The organism is Mesorhizobium sp. M1182 (assembly GCF_040318335.1).
Taxonomy (GTDB): Bacteria; Pseudomonadota; Alphaproteobacteria; order Rhizobiales; family Rhizobiaceae; genus Mesorhizobium.
In genome coordinates this window covers 194,687-212,906 of sequence record NZ_JAMYMD010000006.1, presented here as the reverse complement: position 1 = coordinate 212,906, position 18,220 = coordinate 194,687, and the positions used below count along the sequence as shown (strand labels likewise).

18 protein-coding genes are annotated in these 18,220 nt (G+C 64.9%); 8 read left to right on the top strand and 10 right to left on the bottom strand.

Going from position 1 to position 18,220, the window contains the following annotated elements; all coding sequences use genetic code 11:
* Positions 1 to 75 precede the first annotated feature (75 nt).
* Entirely contained in the window at positions 76 to 2,766 is a 2,691-nt protein-coding gene (mutS, locus tag NKH33_RS10700) for a DNA mismatch repair protein MutS (RefSeq protein ID WP_352919390.1), read from the bottom strand.
* 204 nt (positions 2,767 to 2,970) lie between these two features.
* Here mutS and NKH33_RS10695 point away from each other — a divergent pair, with 204 nt between their 5' ends.
* On the top strand, positions 2,971 to 5,250 hold the full coding sequence (locus NKH33_RS10695; RefSeq protein WP_352919351.1) for an NADP-dependent malic enzyme: 2,280 nt from the start codon (positions 2,971 to 2,973) through the stop codon (positions 5,248 to 5,250).
* Between the two features lie 184 nt (positions 5,251 to 5,434).
* Here the strand turns inward: NKH33_RS10695 and NKH33_RS10690 are convergent, their stop codons facing one another.
* Positions 5,435 to 6,427: an adenosine kinase gene (locus NKH33_RS10690; protein ID WP_352469968.1), complete on the bottom strand. Its 993-nt coding sequence runs from the start codon at positions 6,425 to 6,427 to the stop codon at positions 5,435 to 5,437.
* Positions 6,428 to 6,641: 214 nt separating this feature from the next.
* Between NKH33_RS10690 and NKH33_RS10685 the strand changes: the two genes are divergently transcribed.
* A complete protein-coding gene (locus tag NKH33_RS10685; RefSeq protein ID WP_352919347.1) occupies positions 6,642 to 7,337 on the top strand; it encodes a sulfate transporter family protein in 696 nt (231 codons plus the stop codon).
* On the opposite strand, the gene NKH33_RS10680 is transcribed toward NKH33_RS10685, so the two are convergent.
* The 4 genes from NKH33_RS10680 to NKH33_RS10665 form a co-directional block, all read right to left on the bottom strand.
* Positions 7,334 to 8,332, bottom strand: a complete 999-nt coding sequence (locus tag NKH33_RS10680; RefSeq protein WP_352919344.1) for a proline racemase family protein — start codon at positions 8,330 to 8,332, stop codon at positions 7,334 to 7,336. The two genes, NKH33_RS10685 and NKH33_RS10680, sit on opposite strands and share 4 nt — an antisense overlap.
* Positions 8,333 to 8,346: 14 nt before the next feature.
* Positions 8,347 to 9,150 carry an isocitrate lyase/PEP mutase family protein gene (locus NKH33_RS10675; RefSeq protein WP_352919341.1) on the bottom strand — a complete coding sequence of 268 codons (804 nt, stop codon included), beginning with the start codon at positions 9,148 to 9,150 and terminating at the stop codon, positions 8,347 to 8,349.
* 77 nt (positions 9,151 to 9,227) lie between these two features.
* Positions 9,228 to 10,085 (bottom strand): hypothetical protein, encoded by an 858-nt coding sequence (locus tag NKH33_RS10670; RefSeq protein ID WP_352919339.1) that lies wholly within the window; start codon positions 10,083 to 10,085, stop codon positions 9,228 to 9,230.
* Positions 10,086 to 10,162: 77 nt separating this feature from the next.
* Positions 10,163 to 10,573: an SRPBCC family protein gene (locus NKH33_RS10665; protein ID WP_352540438.1), complete on the bottom strand. Its 411-nt coding sequence runs from the start codon at positions 10,571 to 10,573 to the stop codon at positions 10,163 to 10,165.
* Between the two features lie 80 nt (positions 10,574 to 10,653).
* Between NKH33_RS10665 and NKH33_RS10660 the strand changes: the two genes are divergently transcribed.
* Entirely contained in the window at positions 10,654 to 11,238 is a 585-nt protein-coding gene (locus NKH33_RS10660; RefSeq protein WP_352919337.1) for a TetR/AcrR family transcriptional regulator, read from the top strand.
* A gap of 35 nt (positions 11,239 to 11,273) precedes the next feature.
* Here NKH33_RS10660 and NKH33_RS10655 read toward each other — a convergent pair whose 3' ends face one another.
* From NKH33_RS10655 to NKH33_RS10645, 3 genes are all read right to left on the bottom strand, one after another.
* Positions 11,274 to 11,930: an HAD family hydrolase gene (locus NKH33_RS10655; RefSeq protein ID WP_352479875.1), complete on the bottom strand. Its 657-nt coding sequence runs from the start codon at positions 11,928 to 11,930 to the stop codon at positions 11,274 to 11,276.
* The gene (dut, locus tag NKH33_RS10650; protein ID WP_023717930.1) at positions 11,930 to 12,415 is read right to left on the bottom strand and encodes a dUTP diphosphatase; all 486 of its coding nucleotides are present in this window, start codon (positions 12,413 to 12,415) and stop codon (positions 11,930 to 11,932) included. The genes NKH33_RS10655 and dut overlap by 1 nt, the downstream gene beginning before the upstream one ends.
* Before the next feature lie 84 nt (positions 12,416 to 12,499).
* Positions 12,500 to 12,970, bottom strand: coding sequence for an Lrp/AsnC family transcriptional regulator (locus NKH33_RS10645; protein WP_023676368.1), 471 nt, complete (start codon positions 12,968 to 12,970; stop codon positions 12,500 to 12,502).
* Positions 12,971 to 13,085: 115 nt separating this feature from the next.
* Here NKH33_RS10645 and NKH33_RS10640 point away from each other — a divergent pair, with 115 nt between their 5' ends.
* Positions 13,086 to 13,301: a DUF6356 family protein gene (locus NKH33_RS10640; RefSeq protein ID WP_352469961.1), complete on the top strand. Its 216-nt coding sequence runs from the start codon at positions 13,086 to 13,088 to the stop codon at positions 13,299 to 13,301.
* Positions 13,302 to 13,471: 170 nt separating this feature from the next.
* Positions 13,472 to 14,845 (top strand): amidase, encoded by a 1,374-nt coding sequence (locus NKH33_RS10635; protein ID WP_352919334.1) that lies wholly within the window; start codon positions 13,472 to 13,474, stop codon positions 14,843 to 14,845.
* On the opposite strand, the gene NKH33_RS10630 is transcribed toward NKH33_RS10635, so the two are convergent.
* Entirely contained in the window at positions 14,839 to 15,915 is a 1,077-nt protein-coding gene (locus NKH33_RS10630; protein ID WP_352919332.1) for an NAD(P)/FAD-dependent oxidoreductase, read from the bottom strand. The two genes, NKH33_RS10635 and NKH33_RS10630, sit on opposite strands and share 7 nt — an antisense overlap.
* 116 nt (positions 15,916 to 16,031) lie before the next feature.
* On the opposite strand from NKH33_RS10630, the gene NKH33_RS10625 reads away from it, so the two are divergent.
* From NKH33_RS10625 to NKH33_RS10615, 3 genes are all read left to right on the top strand, one after another.
* Entirely contained in the window at positions 16,032 to 16,625 is a 594-nt protein-coding gene (locus NKH33_RS10625; RefSeq protein ID WP_352919329.1) for a TetR/AcrR family transcriptional regulator, read from the top strand.
* A 4-nt stretch (positions 16,626 to 16,629) separates the two neighbouring features.
* A complete protein-coding gene (locus NKH33_RS10620) occupies positions 16,630 to 17,547 on the top strand; it encodes a haloalkane dehalogenase (RefSeq protein ID WP_352919326.1) in 918 nt (305 codons plus the stop codon).
* A gap of 260 nt (positions 17,548 to 17,807) precedes the next feature.
* Positions 17,808 to 18,170 (top strand): hypothetical protein, encoded by a 363-nt coding sequence (locus NKH33_RS10615; RefSeq protein WP_352919323.1) that lies wholly within the window; start codon positions 17,808 to 17,810, stop codon positions 18,168 to 18,170.
* The last annotated feature ends 50 nt before the right edge of the window (positions 18,171 to 18,220 follow it).

The window sequence follows — 18,220 nt, the reverse complement described above, 5'->3', positions numbered from 1 at the left end:
TCACACCCCCCTCTGTCCTGCCGGACAGTCCGGCAGGACAGAGGGGGGGTGCCGTAGAGCGCTATCGGACGAGCACTACTTCCCAGCCAGCCCCTTCAGCCGGTACAGCGCTTCCAGCGCCTCCCTTGGAGTCATCTCGTCGGGATTGATCTCCGCTAGCGCCGCGCCCAGCCCGTCACTCTTCGCCGGCTTCGACGCTTCCCGCTGCGCCGCCACGGAAAACAGCGGCAGGTCGTCGACCAGACGGTTGGCCTTGCCCGAGACCTCGCCTGCTTCAAGCTGGTGCAGCACTTCCTTGGCCCGGCCGACGACGGCCTCTGGCAGGCCGGCCAGCCGCGCAACCTGGACGCCGTAGGAACGGTCGGCCGCACCCTTGCCGACCTCGTGCAGGAAGACCACGTCGCCCTCCCATTCCTTGACCCGCATGGTGACGTTGGAGAGCCGCGGCAGTTTTCCGGCCAGCGCCGTCATCTCGTGGAAATGCGTGGCGAAGATCGCCCGGCAGCGGTTTTTCTCGTGCAGATATTCGACCGCCGCCCAGGCGATCGACAGGCCGTCGAAAGTGGCGGTGCCGCGGCCGATCTCATCGAGGATGACCAGTGCGCGTTCGCCTGCCTGGTTGAGGATCGCCGCCGTCTCGACCATCTCGACCATGAAGGTGGAGCGGCCGCGCGCCAGGTCGTCGGAGGCGCCGACCCGCGAAAACAGCCGGTCGACGACGCCGATATGGGCTGATGCCGCCGGCACGAAGGAGCCGGTCTGGGCGAGGATGGCGATCAGCGCGTTTTGCCTGAGGAAGGTCGATTTGCCGCCCATATTGGGGCCGGTCAGCAGCCAGATCGCGCCGGCCTTGGCATCGCCTTGCGGCGACAGATCGCAATCATTGGCGACGAACGGGCCTTCGCCGGAACGCCGCAGCGCCTGTTCGACCACCGGATGACGTCCACCCGCAATCTCGAAGGCAAGGCTCGCATCGATCAGCGGCCGGCACCAGGCCTCGCTCTCGGAAAGCAAGGCAAGTGCGGCCGAAACGTCGAGCACGGCGAGCGCTTCGGCGCCGGCACGGATCGTGTCGGCCTGGCCGACCACTTCCGCCGTCAGCGCCTCGAAAGCGGCAAGCTCGATCGCCAGAGCCCGGTCGGCGGCGTTGGCGATCTTGGTTTCCAGCTCGGCGAGCTCCGTGGTGGTGAAGCGCATGGCGTTGGCCATGGTCTGGCGATGGATGAAGCGCGCCCTGGCGCCGTCGCTGCCGGTCATCAGCGCATGGTGGTTAGCGGTAACTTCGATATAATAGCCGAGCACATTGTTGTGCCTGATCTTCAGCGAGCGGATGCCGGTCTCGTCGATCAGCGAACGCTCCAGCCCGGCGATCACCTTTCGCGACTCGTCGCGCAGTGCCCGCATCTCGTCGAGTTCGGCGTGGTAGCCGCCGCGGACGAAGCCGCCGTCGCGCTTGAGCAACGGCAGCTCGTCGCTGAGCGCCTGTGCCAGATGCGTCGCCAGTTCATTAGGCAGTGCCTTGATAGCTCCCAACGCCGTGGTCAGTTCGCCCGGCAAGGCGGTTTGGCCGAACAGTTCGGCGATGGCGCCGGCCGCTTCGAAACCGGCGCGCAACGCGCCGAGGTCGCGCGGGCCGCCGCGGTTGAGCGCCAGCCTGGACAGCGCGCGCGGCATGTCGGCGACGCTCTTCAGGCTTGCCCGCACCGCCTGGCAAAGGCGCGTCTCGGAGCGGAAGAACGACACCGAGTCTAGCCTTGCAGCGATTGCCGCCGGATCGGTCAGCGGCGCCATCAGCCGGTCGGCGAGCAGCCTTGCACCGCCGCCGGTCACCGTGCGGTCGATCGCCTTGAACAGCGATCCGTCGCGGCTGCCGGACAGCGTGCGCAGCAGTTCCAGATTGGCGCGCGTCGCCGGGTCGATGAACAGCGTCGAGCCCTGCTCCTCGCGCTCCGGCCGCGACAGCGGCGGACGCTCGGCTTTCTGCGTCTTCTCGACATAGGCGATGACGCCTGAGATCGCCGACAGCTCGGCGCGCGAAAACGTGCCGAAACTGTCCGGCGTTGCCACCTCGAAGAAGCGGGCGATGCGGCCGGCGGCCGAAGCCGAATCGAACAGCGACGGCGGCTGCGGGCTGGCGACGCGGCCGAGCACGTCGAAGACCGGTTTCAGCTCCGGGTCGTAAAACACCGGCTCGGCGACGATCAGCTCGCGCGGATCGACGCGGAAGACATCGGCGAGCAGCCGGTCGGCGGTGGTCTCGGCGACGCGGAAGACACCGGTCGAGATCTCGATCCAGGCTAGGGCGAAACTTCCTTGGTTCCCTGTCGCGCTGCCGCGCTCCCCGCCTCTTGTATCGCCGCTGCCGCCCTTGACCCGTCCCAGCGCCATCAGGAAACTCGATTCCGACGGCGCCAGCAGTCTGTCTTCGGTGATGGTGCCGGGTGTCACCAGCCGCACCACATCACGGCGCACCACCGATTTGCCGCCGCGCTTCTTGGCCTCCGCCGGATCCTCGATCTGCTCGCAGACGGCGACGCGGAACCCCTGACCGATCAGCTTCTGCAGATAATCGTCGGCGGCATGCACCGGCACGCCGCACATCGGGATGTCGAGCCCCTGATGCTTGCCGCGCTTGGTCAGCACGATGCCGAGCGCCCGGCTTGCCTTCTCGGCATCGTTGAAGAACAGCTCGTAGAAATCGCCCATGCGGTAGAACAGCAGCGAATCCGGGTTCGCCGCCTTGATCTCGATATACTGCTCCATCATCGGCGTCGCCGGCGCAAAGGCCGGCGTGGCGTTGTCGCTTCGAATGGGCGTCTCGTCGTTCAAGAAGCTGCTTCCAAAATTTTGCAAGCCATGCTTGGCGGTTTACAGCGGCGAAGTGTAGCCTTAATCCCGAACCTTCCACAAAAGAAAGCATGCGCACCCCATCTCAAGCGGTGCCGTACGGGCGAGGAAACCAAAAGTACCATGGCCAAGAAAACCGAAAGCAACGGGCCCTCCGTCAGCGCCCAGGAGGCGCTGGAATTCCACGCCATGGGGCGTCCGGGCAAGCTGGAGATCGTCGCCACAAAACCGATGGCGACGCAGCGCGATCTCAGCCTCGCCTATTCGCCGGGCGTCGCGGTTCCGGTTCTCGCCATCGCCGAGGACCCGAGCCGCGCCTTCGACTACACGGTTCGCGGCAACATGGTCGCCGTCATCTCCAACGGCACCGCCATCCTCGGCCTCGGCAATCTCGGCGCGCTGGCCTCGAAGCCGGTGATGGAAGGCAAGGCGGTGCTGTTCAAGCGCTTCGCCGATGTCGATTCCATCGATCTCGAGGTCGACACCGAGGATGCCGACGAATTCATCAACTGCGTGCGTTTCCTTGGACCCTCCTTCGGCGGCATCAACCTCGAGGACATCAAGGCACCGGAATGCTTCATCATCGAGCAGCGGCTGCGCGAGCTGATGGACATACCGGTCTTCCATGACGACCAGCACGGCACCGCCATCATCTCGGCTGCCGGCCTGATCAACGCGCTGGAAATCACCGGCCGCGACATGAAGACCACGAAACTGGTCTGCAACGGCGCCGGCGCTGCCGGCATCGCCTGCATTGAACTGATGAAGGCGATGGGCTTTGCGCCAGAAAATATCATCCTGTGCGACACCAAGGGCGTGGTCTTCCAGGGCCGCACCGAAGGCATGAACCAGTGGAAGTCGGCGCACGCCGTGAGAACCGGTGCGCGCTCGCTGGCCGAGGCGCTGGACGGCGCCGACGTGTTCCTCGGCCTCTCGGCCAAGGGCACGCTGACCACCAGGATGGTGCAGTCGATGGCCAAGAACCCGATCATCTTCGCCATGGCCAATCCCGACCCCGAGATCACGCCGGAAGAAGTCGCCGAGATCCGCACCGACGCCATCATGGCGACGGGACGGTCCGACTATCCCAACCAGGTCAACAATGTGCTTGGCTTCCCCTACATCTTCCGCGGCGCGCTGGATGTGCGGGCGACCACCATCAACGACGACATGAAGATCGCCGCGGCCAAAGCGCTCGCCGAACTGGCGCGCCAGGACGTGCCCGACGACGTCGCCGCCGCCTACCAGGGCAACCGGCCGAAATTCGGCCCCAACTACATCATCCCGGTGCCGTTCGACCCGCGCCTGATCTCGGCCATTCCGATTGCGGTGGCCAAAGCGGCGATGGACTCCGGCGTCGCGCGCAAGCCGATCCTCGATCTCGACCGCTACGCGCAGGAGCTTTCCGCCCGCCGCGACCCGATCGCATCGACGCTGCAGCGCATCTACGACCGGGTGCGCCGCCAGCCCAAGCGCATCGTCTTTGCCGAGGGTGAGGAGGAGCAGGTGATGCGCGCCGCCGTCTCCTATGTGAACCAGCGACTCGGCACCGCCATCCTGCTCGGCCGCGACGACATCATCAAGGAAAACGCCAGGAACGCCGGCATCGACCTCGGCAAGCAAGGCATCGAGATCATCAATGCGCGGCTGTCGCGGCGCAACTCCGTCTACACCGACTATCTCTACGAGCGCATGCAGCGCAAAGGCTTCCTGTTCCGCGACTGCCAGCGGCTGATCAACAACGACCGCAACCATTTCGCCGCCTGCATGGTGGCGCTGGGCGATGCCGACGGCATCGTCACCGGCGTTACCCGTAACTATTCGACGGCGCTCGACGACATCCGCCGCGTCATCGACGCAAGGCCCGGCCATTGCGTCATCGGCGTGTCGATCGTGCTCGCGCGGGGTCGCACCGTCCTCGTTGCCGACACCGCGGTGCACGACATGCCGGATGCCGTCGAGATCGCCGACATCGCCGAGGAGGCCGCCGGTTTCGCCCGCCGCATGGGCTACGAGCCGAGGCTCGCCATGCTCGCCTATTCAACCTTCGGCCATCCGCAGGGCGAGCGCTCCGAGCGCGTCCAGGAAGCGGTGCGCATCCTCGACAAGCGCCGCGTCGATTTCGAGTATGACGGCGAGATGGCCGCTGACGTGGCGCTCAACGCCCGCGCCATGGCGCAGTACCCGTTCATCAGGCTGACCGGCCCGGCCAACGTGCTGGTCATGCCGGCCTTCCACTCGGCCTCGATCTCGACCAAGATGCTGCAGGAGCTCGGCGGCTCGACCGTCATCGGCCCGCTGCTGGTCGGCCTGAACAAGCCGGTCCAGATCGTCTCGCTCAATGCCAAGGATTCGGACATCGTCAACATGGCAGCGATTGCGGCGTATAGCGCAGGAGCTTGACGAGCGGGGGCAGCAGCAGCGCCTCTCCCTTCTCCCCCTGTGGGAGAAGGTGGCCGAGCGAAGCTCGGTCGGATGAGGGGTGTTCCAGCTTGGCACCGGCAGCACTCCGTCCAGCACCCCTCAACCGTCTCGGCGCTGCGCGCCGATCCACCTTCTCCCACAGGGGGAGAAGGAAGAGATGCCGCTACAGCAGCCCCGCCTGCTCGGCCTCTCTGCGCAAATTCTGGCGTGGCCTTGGGCCGATCTGCTGGATGACCAGCCCGGCCGCTAGCGAGCCGAGATCGCCGCAATCCTTGAGGCTGCGGCCTTGCGTGTAGCCGTAGAGGAAGCCGGCGGCATAGAGGTCGCCGGCGCCTGTCGTGTCGACCAGCTCGCGGATCCTGGTCGCATTGATGGTCACGGTCTCGTCGCCGCGCACGATCACCGAGCCCTTTTCCGAGCGGGTGACGGCGGCGATCTTGCAGTCCCTGCGGATCCGCGCCAGCGCCTCGTCGAATGAAGCGGTCTGGTAGAGCGACTTGATCTCGTGGCTGTTGGCAAAGACGATATCGACGGTGCCGGAGCGCATCAGATCGAGGAATTCGTCGCGGTAGCGATCGACGCAGAACGAGTCCGACAATGTCATCGACACTTCGCGCCCGGCGGCGTGGGCGAGCTTAGCCGTCTGCCTGATCGCCTCCTTGGCGCGCGGCGGGTCCCACAGATAGCCCTCGAAATAGGTGACGGCCGCGCCCGACGCCTTGTCGGCCTCGACGTCCTCTGGGCCGAGCTCGACGCAGGCGCCGAGATAGGTGTTCATCGAGCGCTCGCCGTCCGGCGTGACGAAGATCATCGAGCGCGCTGTCGGCGGTTCGCCGTTAAGCGGCCTGGTGTCGAAGGCGACACCCTGGGCATGGATGTCATGCGCGTAGATTTCGCCGAGCGCGTCGTTGGAGACCTTGCCGAAGAAAGCGGCGCGACCGCCGAAGGAGGCGACGCCCGCCGCCGTGTTGCCGGCGCTGCCGCCCGAGGCTTCAATGGCCGGGCCCATGCGGCTGTAGAGCAGTTCGGCGCGCCTCGTGTCGATCAAATTCATCGCGCCCTTGATGATGCCGTTGGTCTCCAGGAACGCCTCGTCGCATTGGGCGATGATGTCGACGATGGCATTTCCGATACAAAGCACGTCATAGTCCGGCATCAATTCATGTCTCCGCCAAAAAACCCACCGGCTTTCTGCCACGCCGGGCGCGGGCGGGTCTAGCGGTTTGATGCGGCTTTGCCTAGGCCGCGAGTTATAAATCCGGGCAGAACGCATGCTTCGTATCGCGCGGTTTGCGCTTGTATCGCGACCTGTCTCCGCCTATCCCAAAATATCGCCCCTAGGCCTCGTTTGACATGGAATTGGAAACGCCGTGATCCTCGACGCCGCCCGTGCCGCCTTGAGCCGGCTGTTCTCGCCCGAATTCCGTTCCGTGTTCCTGAAGACGCTGGCGCTGACCTTGCTGGCGCTGGCGGCGCTTTGGTTCGGGATGAAGAGCCTGTTCGAATGGCTGGCCTGGCCGTGGATCGATGCATGGCTGCCCGCCCTACCCTCCTGGGCCGGATGGCTGGGCGCCGTCGTCGCCGGCATCGGCCTTGCGCTGGGCTTGGCGCTGCTCATCGCGCCGGTGACGGCGATCATCGCCGGCCTGTTCCTCGACGACGTCGCCGAAGTGGTCGAGCGCACGGATTATCCCACCGATCCGCCCGGCCGCGCCGTGCCGGCGTTGCGCTCGCTGGTGCTGGCGATCCGGTTCTTCGGCGTCGTCATCCTCGGCAATATCGTCGCCCTGCTGCTTCTGCTGGTGCCGGGCATCAACATCGCCGCCTTTTTCATCGTCAACGGCTATCTGCTCGGGCGCGAGTTCTTCGAATTCGCCGCCATGCGCTTTCGCCCGGAGGCCGAGGCCAAGGCGCTGCGCAGGAAATATGCCGGCACGGTGTTTCTCGCCGGGCTGCTCATTGCTGCTTTTCTTGCCGTGCCGCTGCTCAACCTTCTGACGCCGCTGTTCGCCGCCGCCATGATGGTGCATCTGCACAAGGCGATCTCGGCACGGGAAGGGAGCTAGCGCAGCAGAAAGCCGCGCCCCAGTTCGTCGTCGTCCTCGACGATAAATTCGGCCCGCCCTGAGTAGTAGGCGCGGCCGCCGACGCGGGCGATGATGGCGTCATGCGGCCCGGCCGTGGCCGTGCGTACGACGGCGCCGGAAAAGCGCGAGCCGGCGATGCTCTCGAACAGCCGCGTCCGGCCAATCTCGATTTGCCCCTTGGCGTGCATGGCCGCCAGCCGCGCGGTGACGCCGGAGCCGGTCGGCGAACGGTCGACCTCGGCCTCGGCGAAAACGCAGATGTTTTTGGTCGGCGTATCGGAGAACGCATCCTGTCCGTCGGTCAGGATGGTGCCGTAGAGAAAGGCGAGATCGGCATGGTCGGGATGCAACAGCGGCAATTCGGCCTTCAGCCTATCAGTCAGCGCGGTCGCCGCATCGACGAAATCGCGCACGCGGTTCCTGCCAAATTCCAGCCCGAACTGGCGGCAGTCGGCCACTGCATAGAAGGCGCCGCCATAGGCGATGTCGAAGCCGACCGGACCATAGCCCGGCAGCTCGATCCGCTGGTCGCCGACGAACAGAAACGCCGGCACGCTTTCGAAGGACACCGCGCCGGCCTTGCCATCCCTTACCTCGACTGCAGTCGAAATCAGCCCGCATGGCGCCTCGATATTGACGGTCGTCAGCGGCTCGCGTGGCGCCACCAGCCGCTCGTCGACGGCGTAGCGGCCGAGCGCGACGATGGCGTGGCCGCACATCGTCGAATAGCCCTCATTGTGCATGAACAGCACCGCGAGGTCGGCGCCTGGCAGGTCGGGCTCCACCAGCAGCGCGCCATACATGTCGTAATGGCCGCGCGGCTCGAACATCAGGATCTTTCTGAGATGATCGAGATGGTCGCGCACATACGCACGCTTTTCGAGGATCGTGCCCTTGGGAATATCGGGGTAGCCGCCGGTGACGATCCGCAGCGGCTCGCCGCCGGTGTGCATGTCCACGACCGTGAGGGTCATTTGCCGGACCCCGTCTAGGCCGAAGGTTTGGCAAACAGCGCCTGCAGCTTGCCGAACGGCATGGCGGCGCGGGTGAAGCCGAAGGTGCCATCCTGCTGGATCTCGCGCGCCGCGGTCTCCAGCATGCCGAAGGCGAAATTGGTCAGCCATGGGCCGAGCGAGACGCGCTTTACCCCCGCCATGGCCAGGTCGGCGATGGTGAAGCCGGGCCTGGCCATGACGTTGACCGGCTTGGTCAGTGCCGAGCAGACGGTTCGCACCATCTCGATGTCGCCCAGCCCCGGTGCATAGAGCACGTCGGCGCCGGCCTTCTCGAAGGCCTGCAGCCGCTTGATCGTATCGTCAAGATCGGGCTTGCCCCACAGGAAATTCTCGGCCCGCGCGGTGAAGACGAAATCGCGTTTCAGTGCCCGTGCCGCTTCCGCCGCCGCCGCGACGCGCTCGACGGCATGCGCAAAATCATAGATCGGCTTGTCGGGCTCACCGGTATGGTCCTCGATCGAGCAGCCGGCGAGGCCAGCCGCCTCGGCGGCGAAGATGGTCTCGCCGGCACTTGTTGCGCTGTCGCCCTTGCCCTTTTCGAGATCGGCCGAAACCGGCAGCCCGGTCGCCGCCGACACTTCACGGCAATGATGGATCATCGCCTCGAACGTCACCGCGCCATCGGGCAGGCCGCGCGAAAAGGCAAAGCCGGCGCTGGTCGTCGCCAGCGCCTTGAAGCCGAACGACGCCAAAAGCTTGGTCGTGCCGACGTCCCAGGAATTGGCCATGACGAAGATCGAGGCATGCAGGTCGCGAAAAATCTTGCCCTTGTCCATGGATGCTCCCCTCCAGTGCAGAATGTGAGGCAAATTCTAGCCCGGCGGCAGGCGCCGGGCAAACAAATGCGGTTGGCTCAGAAGCGTTTGGCGTTGTCATCTGCCAATCGATCCAGCGCGTCGGAATCCTTGACGTAGCGCGAAGCATTTTTGTCCCAATGATAGGTGACGGAGATGTCGCGCGAAGACGCCTCTGGCGGCGGCTGGCCGTCGCAGCTTTCTTCTCCCGGCAGCGTCGCGTCGGTCACCGTGACCTTGATGGCTGCATAGGGCTGGCCGTCGGCGATCACCTGGAACGCCGCATTCTGTGTCCTCCTATGAGTGCAGAGGTTTTCGTCGAACGTATAGATCATGTCGATCAGCTCGAACCTGTCGTTGCGGACCATGATCAGCGGCGTGATCCCATAGCCCTGGCTCGAATTGAAATGCATGCTCATGCTGATGATGGCGTCATCGCCGGGCCCGATCGACAGCTTGCCCGGATCGCGAAAGTAGGTGCTGCGGTCGACGGCGACATTGACCGCGTCGAGCAAGGCCGGCTTGCCGGTGATGTCGTAGAGTGCCAGCACGGCATAGCCCTCGGCGCTGTCAGGCGAGTCGCCGAGGTCGAGCAGCATCGCCAGCCGGTCCTTGCCGCCGGCCTTGATGCCGAGCACGTCGCCGCTGGAAAGACCCGACGTCGCCGGCGGCGAGCCGCCGTAGTCCGGTCCAGCGACGTGGCGCATCTCGATCGGCCTCGAACCTCGGAAAAAACCGTCCTTGTCCGCGGTCAGATCGGGAATGACCATCCTGGCGAGATCGAGATAGGTGACATCGCCGTGGCCGGGGACGGCGCTGCCGAGCTCCGGGAAACTGACGGCCTCCGCGCTGGCAGTCGTCCAAAGACAGGGCAGCAGCAGGCAGGCAAAGATGAAACGAAGCAGGGAGAAGGTCATGCGCGCGCGCTCGTTATCTCGGGCGCGCGCAAGCTAGAGCATTTTGCGACCAAGAGGAAACACCTGGCGTTGCCTCACTATGTTGGCTTGGCTTGGCTCGCCAGGGTCTGCTGGAAAACCGGCACCAGCTGATCCATGGCGGCTGCGAGCCACGCGCCGAGTTCGTCGGGCAGAGTGTCGTGAATCCAGACCAGGCGGCTCCGGCCCTCGCCCTCGGCAAAGACCTGCATGGAGGTATTATCGTGGGTGACCTCGTCGCCGAGCCATCCCCACACGATCCGCCGGCTCTGCTCGTCGCGGGCGATGAGCCGCTCTCGCACAATCTTGCCGTCGGCGAAGGTAAGGGCCCGTACGTCGCCCTCATCCACCCGACAGTCGACGAAAACGCCTGGGGCTATCCGTTGGGCGCCGCCGGCGAAGTCGCCCACCGTCGCCCATACGCTTTCCGGTGAAGCATCTACGATGATTTCCCTGACTATTGAAACCATGTTCGCTGGTCCTTCTGTTAGTAGGTAGACCTGTCTGTCTACATGTGGATGTATACAGACCTGTCTGCTATAGTCAAGGCATGTCCACAGCCCGAATCAACGATCGTCCCGAAAGCCTTGCGCGTCGTCGAATCCTCGATACGGCGACCGCACTGTTTTCTCTGGAGGGGGTCCGTGCAGTCGGGATCGACCGCATCATCGCCGAGGCCGGCGTTGCCAAGGCGACGTTCTATCATCACTTCGCGGCCAAGGACGACCTCGTCCGCGCCTATATCGAGGAGCTCAGCAAGGGAGGACGGGCGGCAATCGCGAGCCTTGGCCGGCGGCCACCTCGCCAGATGATCCTTGCCATATTCGATCTCATCGCCGACGCGGCGGATCAGCCGGGCTACCGCGGCTGCCCGTTTCAGAACGCCGCTGCTGAATATCCGGACCCCAGCAGCCCGGTTCGCCAGGCGATCGATCAGCATCGTCACTGGAAGTGGGGCACCCTCAGGGACTTGCTGATCGCGGACGCAAATCCCGATCCGGACCGCACCGCGGACGCGCTAACGGTGGCGGCCGACGGTCTCCTTGTCGTCAGTCATCTCGACAGGCCGGCCAATCTGCGCAGTCTCATACGCGACACGGTCGACCGAGTACTTGGAGGCCCGCGCCCGGTCTGAGAGACCGGGCGCGCGTGCAGCCTACGCATAGGCGATCAGTGGATCGGCACCAGCCCGGCCAGTTCACGCATGTCGTCGAACAGGATGCCGCCGGCTTCGATCAGCCCGTCGCGGTCGGAAAGCGGGTCGCCATGGTAGGAATAGACGCGCATGCCGGCGGCGATGCCGGCTGTCGTCCCGGCGACGCTGTCCTCGATGACGATACAGTCGGCGGGCGCGAAGCCCATCGTCGCTGCCGCATGCAGGAAGAGGTCGGGGAACGGCTTGCCACGCGAGACCATGGTCGAGCTGAACAGCGCATGCTCGAACAGCGGCAGCAGTCCGGTCTGGCCGAGCGTGATGTGCATTTTGGACACCCGTGCCGACGAGGCGACACAGGTGGCGATGCCGGCGGCGTGCACGGTTTCGATGAACTCGCGAACGTAGGGGATGGCCTCGACGCCATGCGCGAACAGGTCGGGCAGGCCGGCGTTCCAGCGCTCGACGAAATCGGCGCCGAGGCTGACGCCGGTCGCCTCGACTTCCTTCTGCACCGAGACCATGCTGCGGCCGGAGAAATTCTTGCGGCAATATTCGAAGCTGGCCGGAAAGCCGGCCGCGGTCAGCCACTCGGCGAGGCGCCGATTGGCCAGGTTCTCGGTATCGACCAGAACCCCGTCGCAATCGAAGATGACGAGCTTGGGTATTTTCATCAGGCCGTGCCGGTCGATCCGAAGCCGCCCGAGCCGCGCGTTGTGCCGCCAGCCAATGTGCGCTCCTCGACGGTCGCCTGCGTCACCGGGGCGAAGACGATCTGGGCGATCCGCATGCCGCGCGTCACCGCGAAATCCTCGTCGCCGAGATTGATCAGCAGCACCTTGACCTCGCCGCGATAGTCGCTGTCGATGGTGCCCGGCGTGTTGAGGCAGGTGAGCCCGTGCTTGAAGGCGAGGCCGGAACGCGGCCGGACCTGGCCCTCGACGCCCTCCGGAATTTCCAGGACCAGCCCGGTCGGCACCAGCGCGCGCTTTCCCGGCAGGATCAAAAGCGGCCTGTCGTCCGGGACGGCGGCGCGCAGGTCCATGCCGGCGGCGCCCGAGCTTTCATAGGCCGGAAGCGGCAAGCCCTCGCCATGCGGCAGCCTGACGAAGCCGACAGCCGGACCGATGACGGAGGTGGGATAAAGTGCTGCGCGCATGAGGCTGATCCTATCGTCGCGAACGCCGGCTCAGTCAACTCGGCGGCAATGCTATCAACGGCTTTCTTTCAGTGCGGTTCCGCCTCAGCGCAGTTCCATCGGAACGACCGTGGTCTCCTTGATCTCCTCCATGACGAAGGAGGCCGAAACGTCGGACAGTGCCACCTTGGCGATCAGCCGTTGATAGAGCCGGTCATACGCCTTCACATCGGCGACGCGGGCGCGCAGGACATAGTCGAGATCGCCGGACATGCGGTAAGCGCCGGTGATCTCGGCAAAGCCGGTCACCGCCGCTCGGAATCTTTGCAGCCAGTCGGGATCGTGGTTGGAGGTGCGGATCAGGATGAACACCGAAAGGCCGAGCCCAAGCTTGTCGGCATCGACCAGCGCCACCCGGCCGGTGATGACGCCGTCCTCCTCCAGCCGCTTGACCCGGCGCCAGCAGGCATTGCGCGACAGCGATATTCTTGCCGAGAGCTGGTCGACGGACAGCGTGCCGTCGCGTTGCAGCTCGGCCAGCAATCTCCGGTCTATTTCGTCGATTTCCGGCGCCATGTGGGATGTTTGTCCCAAAATTCAGCCTTTCACAAGGACAATTTGAGACCGATGAACCGAACACCCATGCCAGTATACTGATCGCCGGCTCTTCATGCCGGCAGGAGGGATCGACATGACCGCACGGCTCGCAAGACTTTTCACCTCTCACCCGGCCGCGGTCGGCGAGAGTTATTTCGGCCATATGGCTTTCGCCGCATGGTTCTCGTCGCGATTGTTCATGGCGGCCTTTGCCGCGCTCGTTCATGCTTTCTTGCCGTTTCTGTTCGAGACCACGGCAAGCGGCATCATCCGTGAGCTCTATGAGCGGACGCACAACAGAGGACGGTAAGCCGTAGAGGTGCCGATCGCGGCGAGGCCGCTGGACAGCGCCGCCCCTCAACAGGCCCCGCAGCGCAATCCCGATCAAGCGCCGCCATCGTCGAATGCCGAGCCAGGCTTGCATCCACGCGCCAATCCGCCATTTTGAGGATCGCGGCGCGATAGCCCGGAGCATTCACCATGGATATCGTCTTTTCCTCGACCACCAAACTGGCCGCGGCCATCCGCGACCGTACGGTTTCCGCAATAGAGGTGCTGGACGCGCATCTGGCGCAGATCGACAGGCACAATGAGGCGGTCAATGCCGTCGTAACCCTCGATCGGAAAGGCGCGCGGCAACGCGCCGTCAAGGCCGACGACGCGCAGGCGCGCGGCGAGGCCCTTGGGCCGCTGCATGGCGTGCCGTTCACACTGAAGGACACGCATGAAACCGCCGGCATGAGAACCACCGTCGGCTTCCCGGCCTTCGCCGACTATGCTCCGAGGGCAGACAGTCCGGTCGTTGCCCGGCTGAAGGCGGCAGGCGGCGTGCTGGTGGGCAAGACGAACGTGGCGACGATGCTCGGTGACTGGCAGTCTGACAATCCACTGTTCGGCCGCACCGGCAACCCCTGGAAGCTCCAGCACACCGCCGGCGGCTCCAGCGGCGGTGCGGCGGCGGCGCTCGGCACTGGTATGACGCCGTTCGAGGTCGGCACCGACATGCAGGATTCGATCCGGCTGCCGGCCGCCTTTTGTGGCGTCTACGGCCTCAAGCCGACCGAGCACCGCGTCTCGCTCGCCGGCGCCTTCCCCGACCCGGGCGGGGTGCCGCGCAGCGTGCGGCTGATGTCCTGCCTCGGACCGCTGGCGCGCAGCGTCGAGGACCTGGCACTGATCTACGGCCTCATTGCCGGGCCGGATGGAAGCGATACCGACCTTGCGCCGGTACCGGTCGAAACCATGCCGGAGCTGGATCTCAGAAATTTGCGGATTGCCGTCGCGCCGTCCTTTCTGGGCTTTCCGGTGGCCGGCGAGATCAGCGCGGCGGTCGAAAGTCTGGCAAAGGAGCTTCAGTCGGCAGGCGCCATCGTCGAGGATGCCAAATTGCCGGAGCTCGACCTGCACGACGATCTGGAGCAAGGCGGTGCGCTGATCGGCATGATGCTGGAGGCGGCCCAGCCCGAACCGCGGGAGAAGCCGACGCCGGTCTCGCGCTGGTTCGAGGCGCTCGCCCGCCGCGACCGCTCCATCCTGGCGTGGGAACGGTTCTTCGACGGCTGCGACGCCTTGCTGTGCCCGGTCGCCATGGCCACCGCCTTCCCGCATTGCGAGCCGGGAACGCCGATCGGGGTCGACGGCAAGACGCAAAGCTACTGGATGCTGCCGGCCTATGGCGCGGTGTTCAACTACAGCGGCCATCCGGCACTGTCGCTGCCCTGCGGACAAGATCGCGACGGCCTGCCCATCGGACTACAGCTTGTCGGCAAACGCTGGTCGGAGCGGCGCCTGCTCGGGATCGCCAGGGCAATCGAGCCGCTGGCCGGCGGCTTTCGCCGCCCGCCCGGTTATTGAGTAAACCGCGCCAGTCCGTAGGGATCAAGCAGCGGATCGCGCTCGCCGTCGAGGATTTCGCGGGCGGCGAACAGGGCGACGGCCGGCGCCAGCGTGATGCCGGAATGCATGACCGCAACATAGACGCCGCTCGTGCCTTCGGCGCGGCCTATGATCGGAAAGCCATCGACCGGGGTCGGCCGGTAGCCAATGGTGTGGAAATCGAGTTCCAGCCCATCCGCGCCGCGCAGCATCGCCTTCATCGCCGCAAACAGGTCGCGGGCGGTGGCCGGGGCATCCATGCCGGGATCGGCGCCGCCGAAATCCGAGCCGGCGATGACGCGGCCTTCCGCCGTCTGGCGCATATGCAGGCGGTCGCCGATCACCAGGCCGTTGAGCAGCTTTTCGTAGGGGCGCGAATGCACGATCAGGCCGGGCGGCGTTTCGATCGGCAGTTCTATCCCGGCTGTGGCAGCGATTGCCGGAGAGCCGGCTCCGGCCGCGATCACCACCTCGTCGGCAGCAATCCGCCCGCCGGATGTATCGACGCCGGCAAGCCTGCCGTTGGCTTGCACCAGAGCGGTCGCGGTCGTCCCGGCTACAATTCGCGCGCCGCGCCGTTCGGCGTCGGCCAGCAGTGCTTGCGTGGCGGCGACCGGCTCGGCAACGCCTTCCTCGGCGACATAAAGGGCGAAATCGGGAAGCTCGGTCAGATTGGGCTCGATGCGCGCCGCTCCGGCACGGTCGACACGCTCGATGCCGTAGCCCCAGGCGGCGTGCTCGGCCGCATAGGCCTCAAGTTCGGCACGCGGCAGGTCCCAGCACAAGCCACCGCACCATTGCAACGGGATGCCGGGCACCTCGTTCGCCAATCGCGTCCATTCGGCCATCGACCGAATGCGCAGCCGGAAATAGACCTCCGGATTACCCCAGCTGGCATTGATCCAGGCAAAGGAATTCGGTGTTGCGATGCCGCCGGCGCCGCTCCCGGCAATGACCGTCACCTTTGCCCCGGCCCTGGCCAGGTGCCAGGCGATGGAGGCGCCGATGATGCCGGCGCCGATGACGATGACTTGTTTCGCCGCTGTCATGCTTCACTCCTCGTTCCGACGCCCCCACTGCGATGCCATTGCCCGTGGGTTCTGCCAAGAGCGCACGGTATCAAATATTCTCTTGACTTTAATACGTACGTACGTATTGTCTCAATATGGCCAGACATTCACTTCGCGAAAAACTTCTCGACGCCGGTTTCAAAACCATCTGGAATTCCGGCTATTCGTCCGCCGGCGTACGCGACATCGTCGCCGCGGCCGATGCCCGCCCGGGGTCCTTCACCAATCATTTTGCCTCCAAGGAGGCGTTCACCGGCGAGGTGCTGGACCGCTATTTCGCCTATGTGAGCGGTTTGGTGGAGCAGGCCCTCGCCCGGGACGGCACGCCCCCGGTCGGGCGCTTGCGCCGCTATCTCGAAATCATCACGTCGAAGCTGGAGGCGCATGATTGGGCACGGGGCTGCATGATCGGCAATCTCAGCCTCGAGACGGCGGCTCACAGCGAGGCGCTGAGGCTGCAACTCGTCGCCATTTTCGAACGCTGGCGCAAGCCCTTCGCCGAATGCATCGCCGAGGGCCAGGCGGCCGGCGACATCACCGACGCGTTCGATGCCGAGGACCTCGCCGATTTCCTGTTGAGTTCCTGGCAAGGCGCGATGCTGCGCATGAAGGTGGAGCGCAGTCCCGAACCGCTCGAGCGTTTCAAGAACATCGTCTTCAAAACAGTCTTCGCAAAAAAAAGGAGCTGATCCGATGAACCCGAAACTCGAAAAGCGCACAATGTTGCCGCGCTCGCAAGTCGCGGTACTCGATTCCACCATCTCCTATGTCGAGGCAGGTACTGCCGGTCCGACTGTGCTCTTCCTGCACGGCAACCCGACGTCGTCCTACATCTGGCGCGACATCATCCCGCATGTGGCGCCGCGCGGCCGCTGCATAGCGCCCGACCTGATCGGCTATGGCCAATCCGGCAAGCCGGACATCGACTATCGCTTCTTCGACCACATCCGCTATCTCGACGCCTTCATCGAGACGCTTGGCATCACCGACATGGTGGTCGTCGCGCAGGATTGGGGCACCGCACTCGCCTTCCATCTCGCGGCACGGCGGCCGCAGCGGATCCTCGGCCTCGCTTTCATGGAGTTCATCCGCCCCTTCGAGAGCTGGGACGATTTCCACCAGCGTCCGCAGGCGCGCGAATTATTCAAGGCAATGCGCACGCCGGGCGTCGGTGAGAAGCTTGTCCTGGAAGATAACGTCTTCGTCGAAAAGGTGCTGCCGGCTGCTGTGCTGCGCACGATGAGCGATGAGGAAATGGCCGCCTACCGGGCGCCGTTCCCGACGCCGCAATCGCGCAAGCCGATCCTGCGGCTGCCGCGCGACCTGCCGATCGAAGGCCAGCCCGCCGATGTCGCTGCCATCAGCGAGCACGACCATCGGGCGCTCCGGCTCTCCTCCTACCCGAAGCTGCTTTTCTCAGGCGATCCGGGGGCCCTCGTCTCGCCGCATGCGGCACGGGAATTCGCGGCCGGCCTGAAGAACTGCCGGTTGATCGATCTCGGACCCGGCGCGCATTATCTACAGGAGGACCATGCCGACAGGATCGGCGCCACAATTGCCGAGTGGATTCCGGAGGTGGCCTTCGAGAGCCGAGCGACCGAATCGGCCTGACGTCGGGACGTGAACCGGCGGCAGCCGGAGAGGTCGACAGCTTAGCTCTGCCGGTGCCAAGCGATGGAGGCGCCAATGATGCCGGATCCAATGAGGATGATGTTCTTGCTCACGGCCGTGTACCTTCAAACGCCCAGGACTTCTTGCCCTCATTGCCACCATGCTACAGACTTACCAAGGGCGTTGCCGGGACCGCTCTCGAAGCGGTTCGATGACGATCGCCTCACTGGAAACGTTCAGCTCAATCACATGAGGGTCATTTGCGCCGCTGGATAAAAGGGCTGGTTTTTGCTGCAGCCGGAGCCGCCATTGTCTCTGCCGTCTTCTTTGGCCCGCTGCCGTTCGTTCGATCTTGGTGGCAGGACGACAACTGGCTGGATCCTTTGCATAAACGCCATCGCATCGCTGACGGTTTGGTGCTGACCGGGGCGTTGGTTGGGAAATCGCGGGCAGAAGTCCTTGCGGCGCTCGGCGCGCCGCCTGAGACCGACAAGTTCTCCGATTGGAGCCTGGTCTATGTCCTTGGCCCGGAAAGGGGATTGCTTTCGATCGACTATGAATGGCTCGCCATCCGCACGGATGATGCCGGTTCGGTCACTGAAGCGGCTGTGATCCGTGACTGAACTCGCGGCCCGCAGTGATATTCGCATCATCTGGCATTGAGTGCGAAGGG